The following is a 25,612-nucleotide window of genomic DNA, read 5'->3' as shown; positions in this document are numbered from 1 at the left end:
ACTAGGGAGCTCCGACCTCTAAAAGAGGTGCCCGAACAATATGATACCTAAAAATAGGATAATTGTCAATAGCTAACTTTTATTCCTCGATGTTTTCAGAATCATCGTCTGAAAACTCGTCGTCTTCTTCGTTGAGATCCACGTCTTCACCCAAGTCATCTGGGGCGATTTCGTTGATTTCTGCATCATAAGCTTCCACTTCGTTTTTCTCATCATCTGGATTTTCATCATCGTATGAAAGAGCAGGATCTGCTTCGTATGCATCTTCGTCTTCTGGATCATCTGCATTGTAGTCAATGGCATCTGAATCGCCATCCATGAAGGCATTGACGCGTTTTTTCTTAGCTTTTGGTGCTACTTCATCGTCGTCATTTTCTTCAAGAGCGATGATTTCTTCGTCGATTTCGTCCACACCATACCATGAACGAAGCCCCCATTTGTTGTCTCCAAGTGAGATGAAGCTACCGTCAAAGTTCAACTCTGTGTAGAACAAAGGCAAGGCTTCACGGATATCGCTGTTTGATGTTCCAAGGTAGTTTTGAATTTCGTTTACAAGATCGCTAAAATGCATCTCATGATCGCGACCACGAAGTTCCAAGATAGCACGCGCTACCTCAATCATAGATAGTTCACTTTTTTCTTGCCCAGCAAATACTTCTAATTCCAAAGCGTTTCTCCTCATTTATACTACTATCGCCAGAGCAAACAGACTCTGACCTCATTTTATCATTTACTCTTTATTTTACGATAATTTTACGGAATAGTCAAAGGTTAAGGGGGAGAAAGTAATAGGACTTTTTATTCGTAACTTCTTAAAGTAACTTCCACTTGCCTTGCCGAAGTGGAAATTAGTCTAAAACGGTTTTTTATTTCTTTGCTACCCAGCCGATGGCATCGCTGGGTGGATTTTCAGTATCAATCCAGATAAATTCAATACCGATTTCCCCATTTTTAAACTTAGTCAAACGAATACCGTTGATTTCCAGTTCATTGAGTCGTTGACCTGTCAAGACTTCTCGTTCTTTCAAAATGAAAATCATACATAGAAATTTTTAAAAATTTTCTCTATCGTAAACCTGCCACTATTTCAGAAACTATACAAGCTGATTCCAAACGTAATATGGTTATTTCATCTACCTTCCCTAATAATGGCATTGCACCATACCAAACAATGGTCTTGTTTACCAAAAGAATAGGCGTGACTATTTTTGATTGAGTAAAAGATACTTTAATTTTCTTGCTCTTCAACTGGTCTAGCCATGCTTTATTTGCAACCGTCTCTGGTATACATATCTCAATTTGACTAATCCTAAATTCTTTTAGAAAATTCATCAGTTTTGTCTGGTGCACATAAGGTAAAATAAGCATACACTGCTGTCTTTCCCCTGCTAAGTCCTCCCTCAGCACATTCTCATATCTACTATCAACATAAACGAATTGTTTCTCCTCACCCTCAATGGCACGATAATCCATCTTTCGATAAGCTACTTGTCGTTTCTGAAACATCTTTTCTAAATAAGGAACATGAATATCCACATAATCGAAAATCCGTACCAAGGACTTATTCTTGTAGTTTCGATGAATCCGACCTGCATACTGAATCAAATTATTTTTCCAAGAAAAGGGCGCTGCCAAGATAAGCGTGTCCAACTGAGGTAAGTCAAAACCTTCACCAATGTATTTTCCAGTTGACAACAATACAAACCCTTTATCTAGCTGTTCTAATATCTCCAGTAAACTTGTTCTCTCTCGGACTTTGGTTTTTCCGCTAATAATATAACAGTCATCAACCTCTTTCTCTTTCAATAACTTTTCAAAGACATCTATCTGTTGAATTCGATTGACTAGAACCAAGATATTCCGCCCTTCTGCCACTTGGTCTAGAATATCCTTGAGAATCATCTGATTCCTCACTGAGTCAGTAGCAATCCAATCACTAAGCTGTATAAAATTACTTGCTTTAGTCTTTTCAATTTCCAGATGACCAAAAGAAGTGAATCTTAATTGCAATTGCCGTTTAAAAGATGTCTCCCTCTTACCAGCAGTATGAAGTATCTCACCAATTCTCTGAAAAACAATAGGTTCATGACCATTCTTGCGTTCAGGCGTAGCCGTCAAACCGTAAAGATACTTCCCTCTAAACTGTGCCACAACTTTTTCAAACATCAAGGCAGACACGTGATGACACTCATCCACAATCATCATCTCATACTTATCCAAAAGACTTTGGCTATTTTCCAACTTAAATAGAGATTGGATCATAACGACATCAACCAGTTCACTCAGCCATTTCTTAGTCCCACCGTACTGCCCGACATAGCCTATTGCCCTTTCACGACCTGATGGCGTATAACGGGTAGCTTCTTCCTCTTCGAAAGTCAAAAAGCAGTTTAAGCGATCTAGCCATTGATCTAAGAGTTGCTTATTATGGACTAGAATAATTGTTTTTGTCTTACGTTCAGAGATGAGAGCAGCACCTAAAACGGTCTTCCCAAAACCAGTCTCCGCATGGAGTAAACCATTTTCTTTGGAAATCATATCTGACAGGGCTAACTCTTGCTCAAAAGTGAGTGCTCCCTTAAATTCCACTCTAATAGACCTTTGTACCTTTCTCCTATCTTCCACAGATACCTGCTTAAATTTATCTTGCAATGGATACAGCAAGCCTCTTGGCAGCCATAAATAATGATCGGATTCTCCAAATAAATACATTCGCTCAGGAATTTGATAGGTTGGCTGTCGCATAGCCTGCTTTAAATAAAATTCGGGATTAGAAAATGAAGCCATATTTTTCAAGAAAAACAGTGTCTTGGGTGTCACAGACGATTTTTCAAGTTGGATCATATTGGATAAGACGATCTTCAACTCCTTATCCAATTCTTGCTTGACTAACTCCTCTTGGATTAACAGTGCCACTTTAGCAGTTGAAACCCTCTGAATTTCTTGTAGATACCTCCATTGGTCTTCATAAGGCTGAAAATGTTCATCCACAAAGACCGTTCGCCCTTGATGATAAGCTTCTCCTTGAAAAGGAAGGGCAATCAAATTACCAAATCCACCTTTAGGAAGAACATCCTGATTTGGAAACATGCGATCAAAAGAATCAAAGGACAGTTGCATACTTTCCTGCATTGCCAGTTCTAACAGTTTCTTTCCAAACAAGCGAGCCTCTCGACTCGGAATCGCTTCCTCAAAGAAGAACCAAATATGGAGTCCGTGACCCGAACGAGAAATCTCTAGATGGGCTTCCATCTGGCGTTCCCTGGCTATTCTTCGAATGGCTAAACCGGCTTCTTTCCAATCTCTTTCATCCAAATCCAGTACCAAAAAATAACAGCTATCATCTAAGTGCATAGGAAAGATACCGATAGCTGTCTCCCCACGAAAATGAGATTTCAAAACGGAATCCGTCAATGTCTGGAAACTCCGTTTTTCAGGTGGCAACTGCTTCCAACCATAATCATAGGATGGAAAATATTGAATTTTTCCTTGATCATTGATAAAACTCTTAGCATAAACATCATAACGGCCAGCAAACACGGAGGTAAACAATTGTAATTTTTCTTGCGTCGTCAAGTGACTACTTTGAAGTTGGAACATCTCCTCGAACCGAGAGCGTTCCATAACAAACTGACTCTTGTCTTTAAGACGTTTACACAAGAAAAACTCACTATCCCCATTAAAAGAAGAAAAGACATCAAGTACTTCTACCACAATTCCATCCAAAGACACAAAAATAGCCATAACAATCACCTCCTTGATTCCTATAGGCTGATTATAACAAGAATAGCTGAAGTTGTACACGAAAATAAAATCCCTTATTTGTTACAATAGCTTTGAAAACTTTTATTTCTTTGCTACTCGGCCGATGGCATCACTTGGCGGGGGTTCGGTATCGATCCAGATAAATTCAATACCGATTTCCCCATTTTTAAACTTGGTCAAGCCAATACCTTTGATTTCCAGTTCATTGAGCCGTTGACCTGTCAAGACTTCTCGTTCTTTCAACTGGAACACTTAAGGGGAACTAATACAAATCTTCTAAGCTTCTATATTCAATGATTTCATTTTTTATAATATTCTTTTTAAACTCAAAATGTTTTAAAGGATTATCGATTAACACTAACTTTGGAATATCATCTAGATTGGTGACTAGAGATAAAATAAAATCTGATTGAAACTCTTTGGCTTTCTCAAATTCGTTGGCAGTCAAACGCACACGCCCCTTAGATTTTCGGATACCTTTTACTTCGGCAAGGTAAGAATGCTCTTGGACATCTACTTGGAAATCATATCCATCACCATAAAGACGGGCATCAGTCAATAGTCCACCTTGAAATTTTTCTTCTTTATCAAAATGAAGGATAAAATAATTCTCTGCCTCCATCCCAGTTTCCTGTAGACGTTTGAATTTGGTTCGAATGATTGGCTTTTCAATAGTTGTAATACCCATTTGCTTCCCTTCACTGGCAAGTAGCATTTTAACGATTTCAGCATAACTATGAACATCTTCATTTCCAAACATCATATCAATTAAATCTTTACGAAAACGGTAAACTTCAGCTTTCTGCCACCAACCTTTTCGATTATTGTCAAAATAAGGATCAAATAAATCCATTCTATTTTTTACAACTCCAGTTGTTTCAGCAATTCCCAGAGAAACCATATAGCGATAAAACTCCGACTTGCTAGAGCATTGAAATTCTTTTATAAAAAGCTTGTCAAACTTGGCAAGACCGTAGCCAATTAAATTTAACAATTCATAATGCGGGTGCTTAGACATCACTTTCTCCATCAATAGATATTGATTTCATTATACCAAAAAACACGGCTCATCACCGTGTTTCTGTGTTTATTTCACGAGTTTCTTCATCTCATCAATACGTGCGACGGTCGCATCATATTTAGCTTGGTAGTCGGCTTGTTTGTCGCGTTCTTTTTGGACGACTTCTGGTTTGGCGTTGGCTACGAAGCGTTCGTTAGAGAGTTTCTTACCAACCATATCCAGTTCTTTTTGCCATTTGGCCAGTTCCTTGTCGAGACGAGCCCGTTCTTCTTCGACATTGAGGAGGTCTGCGAGAGGCAAGTAGATTTCTGCTCCGGTGATGACGCTTGACATAGCGAGTTCAGGTGCAGGGATGGTTGATGCGATTTCCAAGTGTTCTGGATTTGTGAAACGTTTGATGTAGTTGACATTGCTGTTAAAGAAGGCTTCCAAGTCGCTATCGCTAGTCTTAACAAGGATAGTGATAGGTTTGCTTGGTGCTACGTTTACTTCCGCACGCGCATTACGAACGGCACGGATCAAGTCTTTGAGGCTTTCCACACCAGTGTGAGCAACAAGATCTTCAAAGGCTGGATTGACAGTTGGGTATTCTGCTGTCACGATAGAGCCTTCTGAGATTTGTCCAAAGATTTCCTCTGTCACGAATGGCATGATTGGGTGGAGAAGGCGAAGGATCTTGTCCAAAGTATAAAGAAGGACAGAACGTGTGATGACTTTCTCTTCTTCATTATCGCTGTAAAGGACTTCCTTGGTCAACTCAACGTACCAGTCCGCGAACTCATCCCAGATGAAGTTGTAGAGGATGTGCCCAGCCACACCAAATTCAAACTTGTCAAAGTTGGCAGTAGCTTTGCCGATGGTTTCATTGAGGTTGTGGAGAATCCAGCGGTCTGTGACATTTCCAGCTTCCTTATTGGCAACTTTTTCCACATTGGCAGTTGCTTGCTCAAGGGTCAATCCTTCATTGTTCATGAGGATGTAGCGCGAGATGTTCCAGATCTTGTTAATGAAGTTCCATGAAGCATCCATTTTCTCGTAAGAGAAACGCACGTCTTGCCCTGGTGCAGAACCGTTTGAAAGGAACCAACGAAGGCTATCTGTTCCGTACTTATCAATAACATCCATTGGATCAATCCCGTTACCGAGAGATTTGGACATCTTGCGTCCTTGCTCATCACGAATGAGACCATGAATCAAGGCATTTTTAAATGGCGACTTGCCAGTAAATTCCAAACCTTGGAAAATCATTCGAGATACCCAGAACGGGATAATATCATAACCAGTCACCAAAGTTGATGTTGGATAATAACGTTTGAAGTCTTCTGAGTCGACATCCGGCCAGCCCATGGTAGAGAATGGCCAAAGAGCCGAACTGAACCACGTATCCAAGACATCTTCGTCCTGAGTCCAACCGTCACCTTCTGGAGCTTCTTCGCCGACATATATTTCACCCTCTGCATTGTACCAAGCAGGGATTTGGTGACCCCACCAGAGCTGACGAGAGATTACCCAGTCGTGAACATTTTCCATCCATTGAAGGAAGGTATCGTTGAAACGAGGTGGGTAGAATTCTACCTTGTCATCTGTGTCTTGGTTGGCAATAGCATTTTTGGCCAATTGGTCCATCTTGACGAACCATTGAGTAGACAAGCGTGGCTCAACCACGACACCTGTACGTTCTGAGTGGCCAACACTGTGAACAAGTTTTTCGATTTTGACAAGAGCACCTATTTCTTCCAGCTTAGCAACGACTGCCTTACGAGCTTCAAAACGGTCCATGCCTGCAAATTCAAAGGCAAGCTCATTCATAGTTCCGTCGTCGTTCATGACGTTGACTTGTGGCAAGTTGTGACGTTGACCAACCAAGAAGTCATTTGGATCATGGGCAGGTGTGATTTTCACGACACCTGTACCAAACTCAGGATCAGCATGCTCATCTCCAACAATTGGGATTAATTTATTAGCGATTGGAAGGATGACGTTTTTACCAATCAAGTCCTTATAGCGTGGGTCTTCTGGATTGACCGCAACCGCAACGTCCCCAAACATGGTCTCAGGACGAGTTGTCGCAACTTCAAGGGCGCGTGAGCCGTCTTCCAGCATGTAATTCATGTGGTAGAAGGCACCTTCGACATCTTTGTGAATCACCTCAATATCAGAAAGAGCTGTACGAGCAGCTGGGTCCCAGTTAATGATAAACTCACCACGGTAGATCCAACCTTTCTTGTAAAGGTCCACGAAGACCTTGCGAACAGCTTTTGACAAACCTTCGTCAAGAGTGAAACGCTCGCGAGAGTAGTCGACAGAGAGCCCCATCTTGCCCCATTGTTCCTTGATAGTAGTGGCATATTCGTCTTTCCATTCCCAGACCTTATCGAGGAATTTCTCACGACCCAGGTCGTAACGAGTAATACCCTCACCACGCAAGCGCTCCTCAACCTTAGCCTGAGTCGCAATCCCCGCGTGGTCCATCCCTGGAAGCCAAAGCGTATCAAAACCTTGCATGCGTTTTTGACGGATGATAATATCCTGCAAAGTCGTATCCCAAGCGTGACCAAGGTGAAGCTTACCAGTTACATTTGGAGGTGGAATCACGATTGAATAAGGCTTAGCCTTTTGATCGCCTGAAGGCTTGAAAACATCCGCATCAAGCCATTTTTGGTAACGACCAGCCTCAACCTCGGCTGGATTGTATTTAGGTGAAAGTTCTTTAGACATGTGTTTGTCCTTTCTAGTTAATATCTTTAAATAAAATTAGTATGTAGAAGATAGGCTTTGATTCAGCACATCTGATTTTTTCAGTATCTTCTATTAGCAAAAAAGAAACTGTATAAAAATTTTACATTAACTTTCTCTCGTTATCTTCATAATATGTTTATCAAAGTCCGATAGAATTTTTTGAGTTCGGTTAAATTTTTCATACTCCTGGATGGCTTTTGAGTCTGCTTGTTTCTTGGAAATACTTCCTTTTCCTTCTAAAATTTCGTACTCATTAAAAGATAGAAAACGATCAATACTATCTGCCAATCCTCGCATTGTAAACGTATTACGGCGCTCAACCAAACCCTCGATATAATCAAAATAGGCTGTAACAGTTCGCTCTAGTTGTCGAATTTCTTTTTCTTGCAAATAATTTTTGGCTACAGTTACATCTGATTTGAGCACTCGTCCATCAGGTGCATTCTTCCAAGAAGTTAATCCCATTTTTTCTTTACTAGCATCGGCTTGTTGATAGATAATTTCTGCAGCAGTACTTCCAGTAATTGCATAATGAAATTTATTTTGCACCATAGCATAGAAATTTTTAGTAATATCTGAGTTTCGATCATAATCTATGGCACATTCGGCAAAGATATCCGTAATTTGTTGATAGATTCGGCGCTCGCTAGAACGAATAGAGCGAATTCGTTCTAAAAGTTCACGGAAATAATCTTGTCCGAAAACTGTCTGTCCTTGTTTCAAGCGTTCATCATCTAAAACAAAACCTTTGATGATAAATTCTTTCAAGGTCTTGGTTGCCCAAATTCTAAATTGAGTAGCCTTGCTGGAATTTACGCGATAGCCAACTGAAATGATAGCATCCAGATTGTAATATTCAAGTTCACGCCGAACAGCTCTATTCCCCTCTTGTTGAACCTGTGCAAATTTTGCACAAGTTGACACCTTATCCAACTCACCACTATCATAAATGTTTTTTAAGTGCTTTGTAATGACACTTCGTTCAACTCCAAAGAGCTCTGCAAGACCTTTTTGAGTCAACCAAAGATTTTCATCTTGTAAAAGGATATCTAGCTGAACGTCGCCATTTGGTGTAGTATACAGGATGAAATTAGAAATTTCATTCAAGACAATTTCACCTCCCCCCTTCCATAAACAATTACTTCTCTTTCTTAAACTTTATGCCGTTTTCTTTCAGCTTTTTAACGGTTACGGGACCAATCCCCTTCAAAGCAAGAACTTCTTTTTCAGTCCATTTTTTGAAATCTGAAGACCTACGAATCCCATTTTCAACAAAGATGTGAACAAAATCCATCCGAATTCCCTTCATTTTTTCCTCGCTCATAAAGGCGTACCAGTCGTTTACCTTGGATAAATTTCTTATCATACTGGAATGATTCGAAAATACTGGTTTACGACAGAACTTCTTGGCCTCGTTTGTTAGAAATTTTGTTAAAATAATATTTTCTAGTAAATAATCAAACAGAGGATACAAACTAGCTTGTAGCGATTCAACTGAATTTGGACAATAGCATTCTTGATCTTCTATATCTATAACTTTGAATTGCCAATCTTCCTCTATAAAGAATTCAACAGCTTCATCATTGATTTCCACTAATTTTGCAAATAGCTGACTTGCTTCCTCAATTTTTCCTTGAGAAAAAGCAGAGATGATGGCATGAATAAGAATCGTATCATCCCGTTTCCCTTTATTCAATTCTTCACGATAGAAACGCTCAACCTTTAGTTCCTGACCAGTAATATGATACAAGGAAAGCATACAGAAGACAAAATTAGGAGGAAAACGGTCTGGTCGCTTACTCAAATATAGGTTAATCAATTCTATAGCCTTAGAATTGAAGTTCTCCTTCATATGATACTCAATCAGAAACATCAGAGCAGACAGGATAGGGCGGGCTTCAAAATAATTCCAACTATTGTATCCATTCATTTTCCATTTTTCTAAAACTAGAACTTCAAAATCCAATACTTTTTTAAAAGTTGACAAATCAAAATCTTCAACTTCTGATAAGAATAAATGAAAATCAGCAGCAAAATAATCTGGATTTATTTTTAAAACTTGCTTTAACAGTTTATTTCGCTTCTGTGTATTCGGAGTATGCATAGCTTCTCTAAATATGGCATGATCCTGATTCCAATCAAAAGTCCTATTTTTCAGTTGGTAATTGATTAGCTGAACATCTGGATACTCTCCGTGTTCATCAGCATATTGCATCACTGCTGTATGTAGTTCATCGAAATTTTGAATGGTACGACGTTCTACAAAAGTTGGATTTTTGGCCATGATTTCTGTCCAAGCAGCCTCTTCTTCAGAAATAACTTTGATATCCAACTTTTGCTGGCGTTTTAATTCTTTTTTTCTATTTTTCTTTTTAGCCATCTATTTTCTCCTCTAACTCATTCTTCAATAGGTCCTATCTCAACTGTATTGAATATTCTTACAGCCTCGAATACAGGTTTTAATGGTAAATCTCAGCTTCTTTGTGATTCATTTGCTTTGAAGGTTGTACCCTAGGTGTGATTAAGGTAGAGTTTTCTAGTTACGTTTGGTGGTAGAATCACGAACGAAAAAGGTTGAGACTTTTGAACTTCTTGAGTCTTGAGAACGTCTTCATGAAGTTGTTTAGATATGTGTGTGTCCTTTCTCTATTGTATTCATTTTATCTTGAATCTGCTTAGCAGCTTCTTTTGCAGTCAAACTCGTATTATTTATTTTAAAGTAGTGGTGCAACTCATTCGGTTGATGTTGGGAATTTAATTGAAGGGTTTCAGCTGTATCTAAAATTTCTCTTTCAGATACCTCAATATGTCGTTTTAAGGGTTTGTGCATTAATCGATTCTCCGTTCGATTTCGATGTAAGCGCTCCTCAAGACTTGTTTCCAACTCAACAAACAGAATCTCTTGATGATAGTCATCCAACAAATCCTGAATTTGCTTCAAATACATCAGCTGGTACTGATTTGAAAAATCAATTACGTCTGTTAAAATTACTGATCGCTGATTTCTTGCACTTGCTCCAAGGAAAGAAAAGGTGATTCCACGAACAAATTCCCACATCTCCTCTGTATAATCCTGATAGATTTCTAATGCAAAATCGATGGCTTGATGGTTATAAAAGAGGGTAGCATCTGTCAGTCGAGATAACTCTTGACCAATAGTCATTTTTCCTGACGCCGGAGCACCAATGATGAAAAGATGCATCAAATTACCTCCCACTCACTTCTCAGCAAACCATATATCAGACTGTCACAGCGATTTCCTTGAACATCTTTACGGTCTCGGATACGAGCTTCGAGGGTAAATCCAAGTTTTTCTGCGACTCGTTTACTTTGGAGATTGTAACCAAGGCAAGTCAGCTCAATCTTATGAAGCTCCAGTTCTTTAAATCCTAAGTCAATCAAAGTACGCACTGCTTCTGGTACATAGCCTCGACCCCAATAATCTGGATGCAAAGTATAGCCAAGCTCTAGCACATCATCCGCATGGCGATGGTTGAAATCAACAGAACCAATGACTTTATCGGTTCCTTTGACAACAATCCCGTAGCCTGCTGGGAGATTTTCCTTTTGATTACGCTCAGGAAGGATATGCTCCAGATAATAAATCTCATCTTCCAAGGTCTTGACAGGTGGAAAACCTGCTGGGTAAGAAACTTCTGGACGACTAGCATAATCAAAGATATCCTCAGCATCAGCGACTGTCCGGACTCGTAAAACGAGACGTTCGATTTCTAATCGTTCTGGTAATTCAGCTCTTGACATCCTTCGTCCTCGCTTTCTTGATGAAGCTCCCCATAGGGTCAACACGGTTATCTAAATAGCGATAAACGCGCTGGTGACCGTCCCCCATAAAGTAAGTCGGTGAAAAACGATCATTTTTAAAATGTCCCTTATCATCCAAGAGTTCAGGATTAGCCAGTCGCTCGATAATCTTGGCAAAGATGTGACAGATTCCATCTTCCTCGATAATTCTATCAACTTGACATTCTAACACGACTGGACAAACCTCTAAAATCGGTGCCTGAGTCCGTTCAGAAATCTCGTAGTCTAGCCCCAGGTGTTTCAATTTCTCTCTATGACTGATAAAACCAGCCTGCTCCATCTCGAGCATGAGATTTTCATCAGGGATATTCACAGTAAACTTCTGGTAATGCTTAATCTGCTCAGCCGCATTTTCCTCAGCTCCGACACCAATGACTAGCCAATCTCCCAAGCTATAAGAGGAGCTACAGGTCGTAATATTGTGTCCAAAATTCTGATCCTGATACCCCAAAATGAAGATAGGAAAACCATAATAGAGTTTACTTGTTTTAAAAGATTGTTTCATAACAACCTCCTTTGACTAAGACACAAAAGAAAAGCCCCTGCCATCTACATGACAGGGACGAATGTATTTATCCGCGGTACCACCCAATTTCGGGCAGTTGCCCGCAACTCTCGTCTTTAAAACAAAAAGACACTTTTATTTCAATTTTTCATCCATTAGCAACCAGTTTTGACACATTTGTGGACTTCTCAGCACCGCCACTTTCTGTAAAATGCGGGATTCAAAACACCTCTAATGGCTCTATTGTAGCAAGATTTTTTCGGAAATGCAAGGCACAAGAAAGATTACTTGAACTTGATGCCATTTTCTTTCAATTTCTTGATGGTAGCTGGTCCGATTCCTTTCAAGGCAAGGAGTTCTTTTTCAGTCCAGTTTTTAAAATCTGACGCAGACTTGATTCCTTCATCATAGAAAGTTTTGGCACGGTCAAGTGGAAGTCCACCCAAGTTTGCTGCAAAATCTTCTACAGAATTGGCTACTTTTTGAGCTTGCTCTTTGGTAGCTTCTACTGCTTGTTCAACCTTTTTAGAAACAGCCTTACCAGCTTCGCTCGCTGACTGCTCTGCACGTTTCACGACTTTCTTTGTCTCTTCTACAACCTTAGTCACAGTACTTGAAAAAGCACCTGCACGACGGAGGCTATTTCGTAATTGTTTTTTACGATTGAGTTTCTTTGACATGATAAAATCCTTTCAATAAAAAACCCCTGCTCTGACAAGGATTTAATATAAATATTCTATCAAGATTTTAGTAAAAAATCAAGAATCTTTCTCGTTTAATAATTTCGCTCACCAAACAAGCCATCTGGCAAATCATGGAATCCCTTGCCTGCTTTGAAGTTTTCAAACTTACCAAGTAAGAATTGATAAGCATCCAAGCGGCTTTCGTAGCGAATCATGGCATCTTTGGCACGCTCGTCTTGGTCTTCTTCGTATACTTTTTGACTTTCCTTATGCGCCATGTCGTTGATCATGATTTGGGTATTAACCCAAGCTTCAAATTCCTTCATAAATTCTTGTTCGTAACTCATTTTTTCTCCTTATTCTAATCCACGGAAATAGTCCGTATCAATCTCACGGTAGGGTTGAATATCCTGAACGTACTCCAGCACACCTTGGAATTCTCCGTTTTCATCGTACACCGCTGCGTAAGTGATGTGGACAAACTTGCCTCGTGACTCAGATTTGAACCACATTTCATACTTATCCTTGGTCCCCTCACGAAGTCCCTTCATGATAGTCTTGACCTTGTCCAAGTACTTAGGCGGATGGCAAAGTTCAACATTACGCCCGACTTGGGACGGTGTCCGTTTGAAAATCATCTCATCAGCTGGCGCATTGTCATTGTAATACTGGAAAATATCGTCTTTATTGACAAAGGTAATCTCCATAGGGAGGTGATTGAGAATGAGATTAGCCTGCTCGACTGAAAGATAGCCATTCCCAAAAGCCTGTTGACTATGGCGGTCCAGCACTGTTTCCTTTTCCTTAGGGGTAAAGGTAATGGTAAACTGACCTTCTGGCGTATCAATTACCTGCTGAACTTGACCCTCTGCCGTATCTAGCTGTACAGGCTCCTCTGAACTCTTTTCCTCAACAAAACTCTGGCGTTCTGGCACCCATTTCTCAGATGGACGGATAATAGCATAGCCATAGGCGTCGCTCTCTTCCGCAATCTGAAGCCAGTCATCCTGAGTAAAGGACTCAAGGAGAATCATAAGGAGGATAGACTCTTCCTTGAAAATCATACTTTCAAACTCTGTCGCAAAAGCTTCAAAAGCTTCTTTTACAGTGCTAATCGGCACTTCTGGTAGTGACTTGGCTGTCATTAGAGCTGTTTGAAAGAGTTCCCTAATCTGGTCATCCACTCCCCACATCACTTTTGGAGGTGAATCGTGTCCATAGCGCTCCATGATGGAGAAAAAGAGCTCTTCCTTGCGCTGGTAGTGGATGTCAAATTGCCCCACAAGTCCCATCTGACGGACCAAACCCTTGCGCATCTCCGCCAGCATTTCTTCATCTTCCATGGACTCATAGGTATCTAACAATCTCCGAATGCGAATCAAAGCTGCACGGAGGGCCAGATTTTCTTCCTTAAAGACTCGAACTGGGTGACCAGGATGCTCGGTATCCTCTACTTCGACGCCCTTTACTGCATTTTTAAAAAGATTAGCATGGACATCACAGAGTTCCATAACATCTTCAAAGGTGACACCTGAGTCTGAGTTCATCAGCTCGTGCTCCATAAGGGAAATCTCTATGGCTGAAACACCTGTAAAGGTAGCATCAAAACGCTCCTGAACCGACTCAGGAGAGGCGCCATTATGCAATTCTAACAAAATATCCCGCAGGACATGAATTCGTTCATCTGCCATTAGTCTAATCCAATCACTTCGTAGCCATTCGCTTCCAGTGTGCGGACAATCTTGTCCATAGGAGTTCCTTCAAGCTTAGAACCCTGTTTGAGCGATACTTTGCGACCGATAGTATTACGCATTAAGGGATTGGCAAGGGGTTTAAAACCCAACTCCACTAAAATTTCCAAGACTTCTGGATGCTTGTCCACCACTTCTGCAACAGGAATTGACACATCGATGATATTGTCCATGACGACCTCCATTGAATCTTCTAAAATGATTTTACTGCTTATATTATACCATATGGAAAGAGATTAAAAAACTAGCAGTACAAGACTTACTAGTTCTCTGAGACTTGGATTACCATCTAAATAAGTTTAAAGAACCAATCCAATATTTTAAATAATAGCTTGTAAAACAGCAATTGGACTGCAAAAGAGATGATCATCCAAAAGAATTTCACAATTCCAATAATCGGTTTGATAAAAATAATGGCAAGAAGTCCCCAGAAAAATTTCATTCTCTATCCTCTGGCTTGATGATCCACCGAGCCGTATCCATTAGCTTGTCTGCAATAAATAATTTCCCCAGACCGACAACAACATTGTCATCTTTCTTTATCGTTTTCATTACTTTTACACCTTGCATGGTCAAAAAGTAATTCCCGTAAATTTTAGCAAAAGCTTTGATAGGATTCATCTCACTCACCCTCGATTATTTCAGCCTCTTTTCGGATTGTTTCAACATCTTCTTGATATTGAACTTCACTATAATTGACTAGTTTGGATAATTCTTTCTGCAAGCTTTCACCCATTGGTTTCATAGTTGCAAAGGTTAAACCACCTGAAATGATACCACCCAAGATAGGAATGAATTTTCCCATTCCTTTGGCCAGCCCTCCCTTGGTAAGATTCACACCAAATATTCTTAAGACTTTTTTCAAAATAGGGTACCAAAGCGTCTTTGTTAAAGCTTTATTAGGTACTGTTTTCATTACCTGTTTGGCAATTGTTATACCACCTGCACGTAGCAAGGCAGCGGTTCCATTTACCCCCAACATGACACCTAGATAAAGCAAGAGGGTATTTTGAGCATCTTCACTCAACTCATCGCGTGAAGCCCAAAGATCTTCATAACCATAAATATAACCTAATTCTTGAGCCAATTTCAGAGAGAAACCATAAAATTGAGCTACATCCGCTGGTATGGTAATTGCCATGGCAAGTCCACCTGGTAATCCTGCCAAAACAGAGGTTCCACTCGCCAATAAAACATTATCCCTAATGCAGGCATTAGCCACTCGATCTAAAGTTTCTTGAGATAAGAGAGACGTTGGGCCTTGTTCTAATAAGGTAGGAATGTCCTGTGGATCCAATTCTTTGGAAAACTTATCCACTAAAAATTTCGAACGATCAACCTTAACAACTGGTAGTTTTACCACTTGTTGCAATACTTGCATAGCTAAGTCTTGTTCAGCCATATACAAACTCCTTTTACTTCTGTAAGTTATATTCTATGATAGCATACTCTTTTAAAGTATGTTTCAAATTCCCCTCAAAAATTTTCAAAAAATCCTTAGCAACTTATTTGTTAAAGAACTTTAATAGTCTTTGTAGAAACAGCTCGAATATTCCACTCCTACCTTTACAACATGATATTCTATCTGTGAACGATAGTCTATTATTGTTTCACCTAAAATGTTCCTTGAATACACACTAACTATGAGCTTTCGAGTTTCATTTTATAAATCCATAATTTCTTTTTTCTTTCGATCAAATTCTTCCTGGGATAATATCCCTGCATCTAAAAGAGATTTTAGTTTTGTAAGTGCTTCGATTTGCTCATCTAATGATAGACTTGGTTTCATGGCTTTTTCATCTAAACTTTGAGCCATATTCATTCCAAATATCATTCCAGCACTATCACCTAGACCATGTTGCTCCACTCCTGATGCAATTTTTTGTTGTGCTGCAATATTAGAAGATTTCTGCGATACATCATCATAAGCTTTTAAATTCATCTTATTTGATGAAAATTGTTTAACCAGTTCCTTAGATTCTGGTGAGAACTCAATATTAGCAATGGCAACTTTTACAATCTCAAATCCAAAACGTTCTTTCCAAGTCCCTGCATACTGTCCATCATTTGATACTTGTTCCGCAAGAACTGCAGCTTGTGAAGGTAATTGTGAAATACGATAAATTGTTGACAAGGAATTAAGTGCAACAATAAAAGATTGAAGAAATTCTGTTACTATTTGTGATCTAGCTTGAGCGCTATCAAAGGTATAATAAGTCACATTGGCAGGAAGAAAATTTCTGATAAATTGCTTAGCATCTGTAATTTGGATAGAAAATGTTCCAAAAGCACGTACTTCTAAATCTGTCCCATAAAACAAATCATTATACATGACTGGACCGCGAGTCCCAAATTTAATATCACGAATTTCTCTCAAATTAACAAAACAAATCTGTTTTTGCTGATCACTTTGACCACCGAATCCAACACGATTAACAACATTGTCAAACAGTGACTTTTTCAATCCATCACCGTTAAAAATACTGCTCTCACCATTTTGGTATTCATATCCACCTGGTTCTGTAATAATTTCCTCGATACCAGATTGACTAAAGATAAAGGCAGCAGTATTTTCTGGAATAAAAATCTTGGATCCATTCGAAATAACACCTACAGATCCCTTCGTATTGACACCCCTACCATTATTACTTTCTTGAACAATACCTGGACTTACAGCTGTATGTTCATCAAAAGCATGAACTGTGATAATTTCTTTCCACTGATCTGCAAATGTCCCACCAATAGAATCTGTGATTGCTTTTATCAACCCCATTTAATTTGCCCCCTTATAAACTCTGCTCCATATCACAATAGGCACATCTCACTGTTTGCTTCACTTGACCTGACAAAGGTGCTCCACAAAAGCTACACTTGGTTGAAATCTTTTTTGGCTCTGCATCCTTAATCCCAAGCCCTGCTTTAAAAGTGTCAAATGTATCCTTAAATGTTTCTGCCAAAACATCTGCTCCAAACAAGCTACTATCTCCCAAGGTTTCAAAATTACTTGTATCACCTGAAATCAATTTAATAATGTTTCTAGCCCACTTGTCAGTATCCTTAGTATTATTAAATGCAAAGATAGCTTGTCCGCCATTATAATAAATTTCCAGTCGTTTCACACCATTGGTTTTGGTTACTGAAACTTGAGGTTTCCCTTCAAAAATTTTAATCTGGTTAATGGGAATGGTAACTTGGTCTTTTTTCCTCCCCATAAACCTTTTTTGATATATATTAAGTGTAGATTCGTTAAAATTAATTCATCTGTAGACAAACCATTTTTCCCAAAACTCACATGGTCACTATTCATAACCATGTATTCATGTGGCAATAATTGATAATCCATATTGAACTCCACTCTTCCTATTAAAGACTAGCTTTCCACTGCTCCACTTGTTCATGTAGATTATCACGATAATCTTTTAGAGTCTTAATCACTTCTTCTTTCCCTTGAATCGGTGCTTTCTTTAGTGGACCATATTGTTTTTTCAAATCTTCCATTTCTTTTTTAGTGCTATCTTTTAGTTCTTGGATAGCAGCGCTATCTTCTAAAACAGTTCCTTTAAAGGCTTCGTCTGCTTCTGTATAGTAATTATCGATTATTTTCTCATTCATAATCAAGTAATCTTCATAGGTTTTTATAGACTCAATTGTCGCATCGCTAACATCTTGTGGGTTAAAATCGCTTGAATTGAGTTTTTCTTTTGCTTTAGCAAACAATCCTTTCTTTTCAGAACTACTAGATGAAGCTTCTGTTTGATTCTCACTAGAAGAGCTACTTGTTTTTTCAGAAAGAGAACTACAAGCAACTAGGGTAGAGACGGAAAGACATAGCAAAGCTAAACGACAAACTTTTTTTATATTATTCATTGATAGAATCTCCTTTTATTTATGAAATCATCATATCATATTTCCTAAAAAAAAAAGCATTTTCTAATTAGATAAACATTAAAAAATACAGAATCCCTTTTTTAAAAGAATATTTTTCCATTTCAAATTCCACCTATTTTCTCCACCAAAAAAGAGGGTTGCCCCTCTTCTTAGTTCTTATCCAGATTGCGTAGCATCTCGTCAATCTTGTTTCCATATTCGATGGACTCGTCTTTGACGAAGGTCAAATCTGGGATTTTGTACAATTTCAAATTGCGACCAAGTTCACGTTTGATAGTACCAGTTGCTTTTTCAAGCCCGATTTGAGCTTTCTGGTTATCCGAAGCAAGATTACTCAAAATGGTGTAGTAAACCTTGGCAACAGACAAGTCACCTAGCATCTGAACATCTGTGATGGTCACGCCTTGGACACGCGGATCACGGACTTTCTTTTGCAAAATCTCATTGACTTCACGCTTGATTTCCATGCCCACACGGTCCGTACGGAAATGATTTGCCATGATATTCCTTTCTCTACTTTGAACCAATAGCTAGGCCAGCAGACCTAGCTATTTCTATTAGATAGAGGAGCTAGAGCCATTTGAATCTAGGAAACAAGCCTTAGATAGAACTGAAGTTCATCAAGGCGATGTTGACGACGAGTCAAATGAGCTATCGTTTCTCTATTATCGTTTGATTTCTTCCATGACATAGGCCTCAATCACATCATCCATCTTGATGTCATTGTAGCCATCGATCATCAATCCACCTTCACGACCGTTTATAACTTCTTTGACGTCGTCTTTGTAGTGTTTCAAGCTTGCAAGTTCACCGTCATAGATAACGACACCATCACGGATAACACGGACTTTAGAGTCACGGGTAACCTTACCGTTGATAACCATGAATCCACCGATAGTTCCCACTTTAGACACCTTGAAGGTTTCACGAATAACTGCTTCACCGATAACTTTTTCTTCGAATTCTGGATCAAGCATCCCTTTCATGGCTTCTTCCATCTCTTCGATAACCTTGTAGATAATGCTGTGAAGACGGATTTCCACATCGTCAGCTTCTGCTTGTTGACGAGCTTGTGGTGTAGGGCGTACATTGAAACCAACGATAAAGGCATTTGAAGCTTCGGCAAGGGTCACGTCAGATTCATTGATAGCACCAACTGCTGAGTGGACGATGGTGACTTTGACACCTTCCACGTCAATCTTTTGAAGTGAGGCAGAAAGGGCTTCAACAGAACCTTGTACGTCAGCCTTAATGATAACGTTAACTGACTTGAGTTCACCAGCTTTAAGGGTATCAAAGAGGTTTTCAAGGCTGACACGTTGGGTAGCTTGACGTTGTTTCATAAGGGCACGTTTGGCACGTTCTTCACCTGCTGCACGCGCAGATTTTTCATCTTCGTAAACGGCAAAGTGGTCACCCGCCATCGGAGCTTCGTTCAGACCTGTGATTGAAACTGGTGTTGATGGTCCAGCAACTTTAACACGACGACCAAGGTCGTTGGTCATAGCACGGACACGACCGAAGGTATTTCCGACAACAATTGGGTCTTGAACATTCAAGGTACCTTGTTGAACAAGAAGAGTTGCGACCGCACCTTTTCCTTTATCCAAGCGAGCTTCGATAACGGTACCGATCGCACGCACTGTTGGGTCTGCCTTGAGTTCTTGGATTTCAGCTACAAGAAGGACTGTTTCCAACAATTCTTCGATGTTTTGGTTGAATTTAGCTGAAATTTCAACAAATTCAGAATCTCCGCCCCAAGCTGTTGACATAACACCATGCTCTGCCAATTCACCGATAACGCGTTCTGGGTTGGCACCTGGTTTATCAATCTTGTTAATAGCTACGATAATTGGAACGTTGGCTGCTTTTGAGTGGTTAATGGCTTCGATTGTCTGAGGCATAACCCCGTCATCTGCCGCTACAACCAAGATAGTAATATCGGTAACAGAAGCACCACGCGCACGCATAGATGTAAAGGCCGCGTGTCCTGGTGTATCAAGGAAGGTAATCTTCTTGCCATTTTCCACGATTTGGTAGGCACCGATATGCTGAGTGATACCACCCGCTTCACCTGTCGCAACACGAGAGTTACGAAGGGTATCTAGGAGTGTTGTTTTACCGTGGTCAACGTGTCCCATGATAGTTACAACTGGTGGACGCTCAACCAATTCATCTTCATTGAGATAACCATCTTCTACAAAGAAACGTTCGATGTCGGCATTATCCACTTCAACTTTTTGTTTGGCTTCGATACCATAATCCACCATGAGGAGTTCAATTGTTTCCCCATCCAAGGATTGGTTTTGTGTGGCCATGACACCCATCATGAAAAGTTTCTTAACGATTTCAGCTGGTTCACGTTTGATACGTTTTGCGATTTCCGCAACGGTCATACCATCTGTATATTCAAATTCTGTTGGCAATTCATGGAATTTACGCTCCGTAACAGGTTTTGGAGTCTGATTGCGGTTGTTCTTGTTATTGCCTTTTTTGTTCTTTTTGTTATTATTCCAGTTACTATTCTTTTGATTTCTCACTTGATTTTGACTACTTCGATTCTTTTGTTGTTTTCTAGGACCATCTTCTTCGTGATCATAATCGTCACGATTTTTGTCTGGTCGAGCTTGTTTTTTACGACGTGTATCCACTGCAGGTTCTGTTTTCTCAGGGACGACTTCAACCACTGCTTGAACTTGCTGTTCTTGTTGCGCTTGTTCAGCTAACTTAGCCACTTCTTCAAAGATTTCCTCTGGTTCCTTGCGTTTGTTTGCTTGGGCCAAGGCTTCTTTGGCAGCCTGAGTCTGCTTGAAACGTTCCTCACTTGAACGGGCATATTCTGCATTTTGCTCTGCTTTTAGGGCCGCTGCACGGGCTTTAAAGTCAACACGTGGAACCGCTTGATTTGGACGTTTGTCCTCTTGCTGACGACGATCGTTTCCACGATTTTGCTGACCTTGCTGTTTCTTAGCTTGGTCATTAAAGCGACGATTGTCGCGGTTTCCTTGACCTTGTTTTCCACCATTACGGACGTCGTTTTTCTGACGGTTGCCGTTTTGTTGCTGGTCACGGTTATTGCCCTTATTTTGCTTGCGTCGTTCTGCCTGCTCTTTGGCACGGGCTTCACGCTCAGCCTTGAAATTACGGCTTTGCGGTTTAGCTGCTACTTTTTCTGCCTTTGGAGCGACTGGCTCAGCAGATTTTGCCTCTTCCTTAGCTACAGCTGGTTTAGCTGGTTCAGATTGCTCGGCTTTCTTTTCTGCACTTGCTTTTGGTGCTGCAGGTTTTGCTTCGGATTTCGGAGCAGCTGCAGGCTTAAAGCTGGCAGCGATTTTTGCAGCGACAGCTTCTTCCACACTTGATGAGTGGCTTTTCACATCCAAGCCCAACTCTTTTGCACGCGCTACAACTTCTTTACTTTCTTTTCCAAGTTCTTTTGCGATTTCGTACAATCTTTTCTTAGACAAATCATGTCCTCCTCTTCTATTCCATAAGAGACCTCATTTTCTTTGTAAATCCAGCATCTGTCACAGCCAAAACCTTTCTCGATTTCCCGACTGCTATGCTTAATTCCAGTGTTGAAAACACGGTTACAATTTCTACTTGATAATAATGACTTTTATCTTGAATCTTCTTGGTCAGATTGGGTCCAGCATCATGAGCTAGAAAGACCAACTTGGCCTTGCCGTCTTGAATGGCCTTGACCACCAATTCTTCACCCGATATAATCCGCCCTGCTCGCTGAGCAAGTCCCAAGAGGTTGCTTATCTTTTGCTTATTCAAGTCCTAACTCTCTTCTTTTCACTTTGTGATCCACATAAGCGATCAACTCGTCATAAAAGCTTTCATCCACTTCCATGCTAAAGCTACGGTTAAAGACCTTCTTCTTTTTCGCCTCTAGGGCTTCTGCATTGTCTAGTTTGATATAAGCGCCACGGCCATTGGCCTTGCCTGTCGGATCGATAAAGACTTGTCCTTCCTTGTTCTTGACAATGCGGAGCAAATCACGCTTATCAATCACTTCATTGGACACAACAGACTTGCGCAAAGGGATTTTTCTCGTTTTCATTTTTCCCTCCTCTAGCAGCTTTTATTCTTCTACAGTATCGTTTTCTGCTTCCAAATCTACCGAAGCAGCTTCTTCCATGGCTTCAAATTCACTAGCAGACTTGATATCGATACGGTAACCAGTCAAGTGAGCTGCCAAGCGAACGTTTTGTCCACGACGACCAATGGCAAGAGAAAGCTTGTTATCAGGAACAACCACCAAGGCACGTTTGCTGTCGTTTTCGTCAAAGATAACTTGGTCAACTTCAGCAGGAGCGATGGCATTGTAGATAAATTCAGCTGGATCTGCTACCCACTCAATAACATCGATATTTTCTTCGATTGGCACCATGCGGTCATTTTTAGCATCGTAGCGAGCTGGGTGAAATTTGCTAGTAATCTTCTTGATATTAGCACCACCACGTCCAACGATTGTACCGATAGCGTCCACGTTTGGATTATGACTGCGAACGGCAACCTTGGTACGGTCACCAGCTTCACGAGCCACGCTCATGATTTCAACAGTTCCATCATAAACTTCTGGAATTTCTTGCTCCATCAAGCGTTTGATCATTTCTGGGTGGCTACGGCTAACAAAGACATTCACACCGCGAGGGTTGTCTTCAACCTTGTAGACATACACTTCGATACGATCATGAGAAGCAAAAACTTCTCCAGGAATTTGGTCTTGTTTTGACAATTGGGCTTCGATGCTACCAAGGTTGACATAGATAAAGCGGTTGTCAAAGCGTTCTACTGTACCAGACATGATTTCTTGTTCATGCTCTTTGTAAGTATTGTAAGTGATGGCACGTGTTTGCTTGCGCATTTTTTCCATGATGGTTTGTTTGGCAGATTGGGCTGCTACACGACCAAACTCAGCAGGTGCTTCTTCAAACTTGATTTTGTCTCCAAGTTCATAGGCTGAATTAATGGCAAGAGCATCTTTCAAGCTGATTTCCAAACGGCTATCAAATACTTCATCAACCACTTCACGAACAGTATAAACGGTAAAGTCACCTGTTTTTTCGTTGAAATCAATAGCTACGCTATCAGATTGACCATAGCGTCTGCGATAAGCGGAACGAAGCGACTCTACTACTGCGTCGATGATGTCTTCTTTTTTGATTCCCTTGTCTTCTTCCAAAATGCGGAAGGCCTCTAGCATTTCTTTACTCATGTTTTCTTCACTTTTGAATCTTCAAAAGCTATCCTTTCTTTTTCTATAATTTAACTGCTAAACGTGCTTTTGATACTAAACTGTATGGAATTTGGACGGTTTTCTTACGCGTCTTGTCCATATATTCCATAGTCAACTCGTCCTCTTCGAAGGCCAACAAGGTTCCTTCAAAGACCTTTTGCTTATCGATGGCTTGGTAGAGCCCGACATGGATGTATTTCCCAACCGCTCCAGCGACGGCATCCTTGGTTTTCAAAGGGCGTTCCAAGCCTGGACTGGTGATTTCTAGGAAATATTGTTCTGGGAAGGGATCTGGCTTGATGGTGTCTAGGACAGGACTGATCATTTCTGTCAAGTCTGCCGTGTCGTTCAAGGTAATTCCTTCAGGTTTATCTACAAAAATACTGAGAATCATGTCACTGCCAATCTTTCCATACTCGATATCCACGAGTTCGAAAGGAGCTTCTATGACAGGTTCTACAACTTCTCTGACTAATTCTACGATTGTTGCGATTGCGTCCACCTCCTCATAAGCAAGAGGCGAAGATATTTCCCCGCCTCTCTTTCTCATATTCTTACTATTAAGTATAGCACGTTTGCCAACTTATGTAAAGCAAAAGCACTTATACAGCCTGATTTTAGGCTATTTCTTAAAATTCTGCCTCAACTCGGTAGATAACTTGACCCTTGTTGGAGAATTTTTGCTCGTATTCTGTCATGACATTGCCTTCAAAATCGCTGGCATGTAAATCAAGCCAGACACCATTGAGCTTCATGCCATACTGAGAAAAGCTCACTAGGCTGTACTCAAACAAGCCACGGTTATCCGTCTTGAAATGAATTTCTCCATTTTTAGGCAAGATACGCTTGAAGGTATCCAAGAAGGTTTTGTAGGTCAAACGACGCTTTTCATGGCGTTTTTTAGGCCATGGATCTGAAAAGTTCAGATACAAGCGATCAATCTCACCGTCTTCAAAGTAGTCTGTCAAGTCAGAACCATCCACCCACAGAAGCTTGATATTAGGCACTCCAACTTCAAGCACCTTGTCCAAAGCGTAGCTCAAAACAGACTTTTGAATATCAATCCCGATATAGTTGATGTCAGGGTTTTGCTTGGCCATACCTGAAACAAAGGCACCCTTTCCACTTCCAACTTCCACATGAATGGGATTGTCATTGCCAAACAAGTCCCGCCATTTTCCCTTGGCTTCCAAGGGATTGAGGACCACATACTGGGGATTTGCCTCTAGTAATTCTGTCGCCCCTTTACGATTTCTAACTCTCATCTTATCTTTCCATACTTGTCTCGGAAGTGACGCAAGCCATGAATCTCCCGATTGACATTTTCTAAATCTTGGTTCATATAATACTTGGAAATCTGGCTCAAATAAGACAATTGACCGTACCAATACAATTTATTTAATACCGTTTGATTGTACTTATAACCGTAGTAGGTCAACCATTCCTTCCACTGATGTTCTGGAATATAATGGCAGAGCATGTGAGCCACGTCAAACATGCGGTCGGTCAAACGAACCGAATCCCAATCTACCAAATAAATCAAGCCACTGTCTGTCTCAATCCAATTACTATGTCTTACATCTCCATGGACAATGGTCGCATAGTCCTCTCTAAATCCTGGAATAGTCTGACGTAAATCAGCCATCACTTCACTGATAAAATGATTTTTACGCAAAGCATCTGGAGCCGTTTCTTGCCAAGACTGTAGTAAGTCTACAGGTGCTTCCATGGCATAGCCCAAACGACTCAACTGTGTCATCAAAGGACGTGAGCGATGTAGACGAGTTAAAATATTGACAATTTGCTTACGATTCATATCATAGGGGGTCAATATCTTGCCTGTCAACCATTCTTGAGCACACATATCACGCCCATCTGCCAAACGGCGACTCCATAATAATTGTGGAGCAATTTGTTCTCTAGCTAGACCAGGTAGGATTGGAGAGGTGTTCATTTTTACAAAGATGCGCTTTCCATCAGGATAGCTACCCATATAAGCCTTGCCACTTTTCCCAGGTATGGGAGTCAGTGTTAGCTCATTATCACCCAAATCCATTTCTTTCCTCCGTATAAAGTTTCCTTACTATTCTACTAGTTTTTGCCCTATTCGTCAACCGCTCCACACCCGATTCTCAAAGAAAAGCCTCTGGATTGGCTTGAGTATCATTATAGAAAGAAAAAGGTAAGCAC

The 25,612-nt window shown here is 40.4% G+C and carries 28 protein-coding genes; all 28 read right to left on the bottom strand.

The features are described 5' to 3' along the window. Positions 1-79: 79 nt before the first annotated feature. Positions 80-667, bottom strand: coding sequence for a DNA-directed RNA polymerase subunit delta (gene rpoE, locus SK608_RS02425; RefSeq protein WP_031227756.1), 588 nt, complete (start codon positions 665-667; stop codon positions 80-82). A gap of 199 nt (positions 668-866) precedes the next feature. Beyond that, positions 867-1,028 (bottom strand): hypothetical protein, encoded by a 162-nt coding sequence (locus SK608_RS10555; protein ID WP_000664346.1) that lies wholly within the window; start codon positions 1,026-1,028, stop codon positions 867-869. Between the two features lie 37 nt (positions 1,029-1,065). Further along, complete coding sequence (locus tag SK608_RS02420) at positions 1,066-3,744, bottom strand: TOTE conflict system archaeo-eukaryotic primase domain-containing protein (protein WP_033676289.1); 2,679 nt, start codon at positions 3,742-3,744, stop codon at positions 1,066-1,068. 102 nt (positions 3,745-3,846) lie between these two features. Continuing rightward, positions 3,847-4,008 (bottom strand): hypothetical protein, encoded by a 162-nt coding sequence (locus tag SK608_RS10550; RefSeq protein ID WP_200872041.1) that lies wholly within the window; start codon positions 4,006-4,008, stop codon positions 3,847-3,849. A gap of 19 nt (positions 4,009-4,027) precedes the next feature. Then, positions 4,028-4,783, bottom strand: coding sequence for a protein NO VEIN domain-containing protein (locus tag SK608_RS02415; RefSeq protein WP_033676287.1), 756 nt, complete (start codon positions 4,781-4,783; stop codon positions 4,028-4,030). Between the two features lie 69 nt (positions 4,784-4,852). Then, on the bottom strand, positions 4,853-7,504 hold the full coding sequence (locus tag SK608_RS02410; protein ID WP_033676285.1) for a valine--tRNA ligase: 2,652 nt from the start codon (positions 7,502-7,504) through the stop codon (positions 4,853-4,855). A gap of 126 nt (positions 7,505-7,630) precedes the next feature. Continuing rightward, a complete protein-coding gene (locus SK608_RS02405) occupies positions 7,631-8,632 on the bottom strand; it encodes a virulence RhuM family protein (protein ID WP_033676283.1) in 1,002 nt (333 codons plus the stop codon). A gap of 31 nt (positions 8,633-8,663) precedes the next feature. Beyond that, positions 8,664-9,905: a helix-hairpin-helix domain-containing protein gene (locus SK608_RS02400; RefSeq protein ID WP_033676281.1), complete on the bottom strand. Its 1,242-nt coding sequence runs from the start codon at positions 9,903-9,905 to the stop codon at positions 8,664-8,666. Between the two features lie 243 nt (positions 9,906-10,148). After that, positions 10,149-10,727, bottom strand: a complete 579-nt coding sequence (locus SK608_RS02395) for an AAA family ATPase (RefSeq protein WP_033676279.1) — start codon at positions 10,725-10,727, stop codon at positions 10,149-10,151. Next, complete coding sequence (locus SK608_RS02390) at positions 10,727-11,287, bottom strand: GNAT family N-acetyltransferase (RefSeq protein ID WP_033676277.1); 561 nt, start codon at positions 11,285-11,287, stop codon at positions 10,727-10,729. Before SK608_RS02390 ends, SK608_RS02395 begins: the two co-directional genes overlap by 1 nt. After that, the gene (locus tag SK608_RS02385) at positions 11,274-11,852 is read right to left on the bottom strand and encodes a flavin reductase family protein (protein WP_033676275.1); all 579 of its coding nucleotides are present in this window, start codon (positions 11,850-11,852) and stop codon (positions 11,274-11,276) included. The genes SK608_RS02390 and SK608_RS02385 overlap by 14 nt, the downstream gene beginning before the upstream one ends. A 284-nt stretch (positions 11,853-12,136) precedes the next feature. Further along, complete coding sequence (locus SK608_RS02380) at positions 12,137-12,532, bottom strand: helix-hairpin-helix domain-containing protein (RefSeq protein WP_000038631.1); 396 nt, start codon at positions 12,530-12,532, stop codon at positions 12,137-12,139. A 95-nt stretch (positions 12,533-12,627) separates the two neighbouring features. Then, complete coding sequence (locus SK608_RS02375; RefSeq protein WP_000119706.1) at positions 12,628-12,882, bottom strand: DUF1912 family protein; 255 nt, start codon at positions 12,880-12,882, stop codon at positions 12,628-12,630. 9 nt (positions 12,883-12,891) lie between these two features. Next, the gene (locus SK608_RS02370) at positions 12,892-14,226 is read right to left on the bottom strand and encodes a DUF438 domain-containing protein (protein WP_033676270.1); all 1,335 of its coding nucleotides are present in this window, start codon (positions 14,224-14,226) and stop codon (positions 12,892-12,894) included. Beyond that, a complete protein-coding gene (locus SK608_RS02365) occupies positions 14,226-14,459 on the bottom strand; it encodes a DUF1858 domain-containing protein (RefSeq protein ID WP_000368734.1) in 234 nt (77 codons plus the stop codon). Before SK608_RS02365 ends, SK608_RS02370 begins: the two co-directional genes overlap by 1 nt. 265 nt (positions 14,460-14,724) lie before the next feature. Further along, entirely contained in the window at positions 14,725-14,907 is a 183-nt protein-coding gene (locus tag SK608_RS02355; protein ID WP_033676265.1) for a hypothetical protein, read from the bottom strand. A 1-nt stretch (position 14,908) separates the two neighbouring features. Further along, positions 14,909-15,688, bottom strand: coding sequence for a hypothetical protein (locus tag SK608_RS02350; RefSeq protein ID WP_033676263.1), 780 nt, complete (start codon positions 15,686-15,688; stop codon positions 14,909-14,911). A 261-nt stretch (positions 15,689-15,949) separates the two neighbouring features. Then, a complete protein-coding gene (locus SK608_RS02345) occupies positions 15,950-17,059 on the bottom strand; it encodes an SPFH domain-containing protein (protein ID WP_033676262.1) in 1,110 nt (369 codons plus the stop codon). A gap of 13 nt (positions 17,060-17,072) precedes the next feature. Beyond that, positions 17,073-17,498, bottom strand: coding sequence for a C1 domain-containing protein (locus tag SK608_RS10545; RefSeq protein WP_235202146.1), 426 nt, complete (start codon positions 17,496-17,498; stop codon positions 17,073-17,075). Between the two features lie 151 nt (positions 17,499-17,649). Further along, complete coding sequence (locus tag SK608_RS02335; RefSeq protein WP_033676259.1) at positions 17,650-18,153, bottom strand: hypothetical protein; 504 nt, start codon at positions 18,151-18,153, stop codon at positions 17,650-17,652. Between the two features lie 170 nt (positions 18,154-18,323). Continuing rightward, positions 18,324-18,674, bottom strand: coding sequence for a 30S ribosome-binding factor RbfA (gene rbfA, locus SK608_RS02330; protein ID WP_001273601.1), 351 nt, complete (start codon positions 18,672-18,674; stop codon positions 18,324-18,326). 165 nt (positions 18,675-18,839) lie between these two features. Further along, positions 18,840-21,641 (bottom strand): translation initiation factor IF-2, encoded by a 2,802-nt coding sequence (infB, locus tag SK608_RS02325; protein ID WP_033676257.1) that lies wholly within the window; start codon positions 21,639-21,641, stop codon positions 18,840-18,842. Between the two features lie 16 nt (positions 21,642-21,657). After that, positions 21,658-21,957 carry a YlxQ-related RNA-binding protein gene (locus tag SK608_RS02320; RefSeq protein WP_001041390.1) on the bottom strand — a complete coding sequence of 100 codons (300 nt, stop codon included), beginning with the start codon at positions 21,955-21,957 and terminating at the stop codon, positions 21,658-21,660. Next, positions 21,950-22,243, bottom strand: a complete 294-nt coding sequence (rnpM, locus tag SK608_RS02315) for an RNase P modulator RnpM (protein ID WP_000857561.1) — start codon at positions 22,241-22,243, stop codon at positions 21,950-21,952. The genes SK608_RS02320 and rnpM overlap by 8 nt, the downstream gene beginning before the upstream one ends. Before the next feature lie 21 nt (positions 22,244-22,264). Further along, positions 22,265-23,401: a transcription termination factor NusA gene (gene nusA / locus SK608_RS02310; RefSeq protein ID WP_033676254.1), complete on the bottom strand. Its 1,137-nt coding sequence runs from the start codon at positions 23,399-23,401 to the stop codon at positions 22,265-22,267. A gap of 43 nt (positions 23,402-23,444) precedes the next feature. Next, positions 23,445-23,924 carry a ribosome maturation factor RimP gene (gene rimP / locus SK608_RS02305; RefSeq protein WP_001808916.1) on the bottom strand — a complete coding sequence of 160 codons (480 nt, stop codon included), beginning with the start codon at positions 23,922-23,924 and terminating at the stop codon, positions 23,445-23,447. Between the two features lie 127 nt (positions 23,925-24,051). Next, positions 24,052-24,687, bottom strand: a complete 636-nt coding sequence (gene trmB / locus SK608_RS02300; protein WP_023932580.1) for a tRNA (guanosine(46)-N7)-methyltransferase TrmB — start codon at positions 24,685-24,687, stop codon at positions 24,052-24,054. Further along, positions 24,684-25,478, bottom strand: a complete 795-nt coding sequence (gene ccrZ / locus SK608_RS02295; RefSeq protein ID WP_033676250.1) for a cell cycle regulator CcrZ — start codon at positions 25,476-25,478, stop codon at positions 24,684-24,686. The genes trmB and ccrZ overlap by 4 nt, the downstream gene beginning before the upstream one ends. Between the last annotated feature and the right edge of the window lie 134 nt (positions 25,479-25,612).

Source organism: Streptococcus mitis subsp. hohhotensis (assembly GCF_000722775.1).
In the GTDB taxonomy this organism is placed as follows: domain Bacteria; phylum Bacillota; class Bacilli; order Lactobacillales; family Streptococcaceae; genus Streptococcus; species Streptococcus carlssonii.
The sequence above is the reverse complement of the archived record's forward strand: the minus strand, read 5'-3'. Positions and strand labels throughout refer to the sequence as shown.

Excerpts from the sequence above, each read along its gene's own strand:
- SK608_RS02370 (WP_033676270.1), bottom strand. The coding sequence starts at position 14,226 with ATGGCAGATGAACGAATTCATGTCCTGCGGGATATTTTGTTAGAATTG.
- SK608_RS02420 (WP_033676289.1), bottom strand. The coding sequence starts at position 3,744 with ATGGCTATTTTTGTGTCTTTGGATGGAATTGTGGTAGAAGTACTTGAT.
- SK608_RS02375 (WP_000119706.1), bottom strand. The coding sequence starts at position 12,882 with ATGAGTTACGAACAAGAATTTATGAAGGAATTTGAAGCTTGGGTTAAT.
- ccrZ (WP_033676250.1), bottom strand. The coding sequence starts at position 25,478 with ATGGATTTGGGTGATAATGAGCTAACACTGACTCCCATACCTGGGAAA.
- SK608_RS02380 (WP_000038631.1), bottom strand. The coding sequence starts at position 12,532 with ATGTCAAAGAAACTCAATCGTAAAAAACAATTACGAAATAGCCTCCGT.
- SK608_RS02345 (WP_033676262.1), bottom strand. The coding sequence starts at position 17,059 with ATGGGGTTGATAAAAGCAATCACAGATTCTATTGGTGGGACATTTGCA.
- SK608_RS02335 (WP_033676259.1), bottom strand. The coding sequence starts at position 18,153 with ATGAATAATATAAAAAAAGTTTGTCGTTTAGCTTTGCTATGTCTTTCC.
- SK608_RS02400 (WP_033676281.1), bottom strand. The coding sequence starts at position 9,905 with ATGGCTAAAAAGAAAAATAGAAAAAAAGAATTAAAACGCCAGCAAAAG.
- SK608_RS02390 (WP_033676277.1), bottom strand. The coding sequence starts at position 11,287 with ATGTCAAGAGCTGAATTACCAGAACGATTAGAAATCGAACGTCTCGTT.
- SK608_RS10545 (WP_235202146.1), bottom strand. The coding sequence starts at position 17,498 with ATGGGGAGGAAAAAAGACCAAGTTACCATTCCCATTAACCAGATTAAA.
- rnpM (WP_000857561.1), bottom strand. The coding sequence starts at position 22,243 with ATGAAAACGAGAAAAATCCCTTTGCGCAAGTCTGTTGTGTCCAATGAA.
- SK608_RS02385 (WP_033676275.1), bottom strand. The coding sequence starts at position 11,852 with ATGAAACAATCTTTTAAAACAAGTAAACTCTATTATGGTTTTCCTATC.
- SK608_RS02415 (WP_033676287.1), bottom strand. The coding sequence starts at position 4,783 with ATGTCTAAGCACCCGCATTATGAATTGTTAAATTTAATTGGCTACGGT.
- SK608_RS02395 (WP_033676279.1), bottom strand. The coding sequence starts at position 10,727 with ATGCATCTTTTCATCATTGGTGCTCCGGCGTCAGGAAAAATGACTATT.
- SK608_RS02410 (WP_033676285.1), bottom strand. The coding sequence starts at position 7,504 with ATGTCTAAAGAACTTTCACCTAAATACAATCCAGCCGAGGTTGAGGCT.
- SK608_RS02365 (WP_000368734.1), bottom strand. The coding sequence starts at position 14,459 with ATGGACAATATCATCGATGTGTCAATTCCTGTTGCAGAAGTGGTGGAC.
- nusA (WP_033676254.1), bottom strand. The coding sequence starts at position 23,401 with ATGAGTAAAGAAATGCTAGAGGCCTTCCGCATTTTGGAAGAAGACAAG.
- SK608_RS02350 (WP_033676263.1), bottom strand. The coding sequence starts at position 15,688 with ATGGCTGAACAAGACTTAGCTATGCAAGTATTGCAACAAGTGGTAAAA.
- rbfA (WP_001273601.1), bottom strand. The coding sequence starts at position 18,674 with ATGGCAAATCATTTCCGTACGGACCGTGTGGGCATGGAAATCAAGCGT.
- SK608_RS02355 (WP_033676265.1), bottom strand. The coding sequence starts at position 14,907 with ATGAATCCTATCAAAGCTTTTGCTAAAATTTACGGGAATTACTTTTTG.
- trmB (WP_023932580.1), bottom strand. The coding sequence starts at position 24,687 with ATGAGAGTTAGAAATCGTAAAGGGGCGACAGAATTACTAGAGGCAAAT.